The organism is Polaribacter sp. 2305UL8-11 (assembly GCF_058147165.1).
Map to the genome: position 1 here is coordinate 1 of NZ_JBYVJW010000114.1, position 236 is coordinate 236.

1 pseudogene is annotated in these 236 nt (G+C 34.3%); it reads right to left on the bottom strand.

The annotated features are described in order from the left end of the window. Positions 1–236, bottom strand: a pseudogene (locus ACY2RW_RS16395) (aconitate hydratase); the annotation flags it as partial.

Here is a 236-nt window from a genome sequence, read left to right on the forward strand (position 1 = left end):
AGTTTCCTAAAGGAGTAAATGGTTCTAATAACTGTAATCTTTCGGAATCTTCTTTTAATGCAATTTTTACATGACTAACATCTTTTTCTGGAGCCAAGTAACCATCATCTTTAACTTCAAAACCTTTTGGCGGTAATTCCCATCCTGTAGGTTCATCTAGCATTACTTCTTCACCATTTTCGTTGGTTAATTTATCCGTTATTGGATTAAGATCTAAACGTCCAGCAATTGCAACT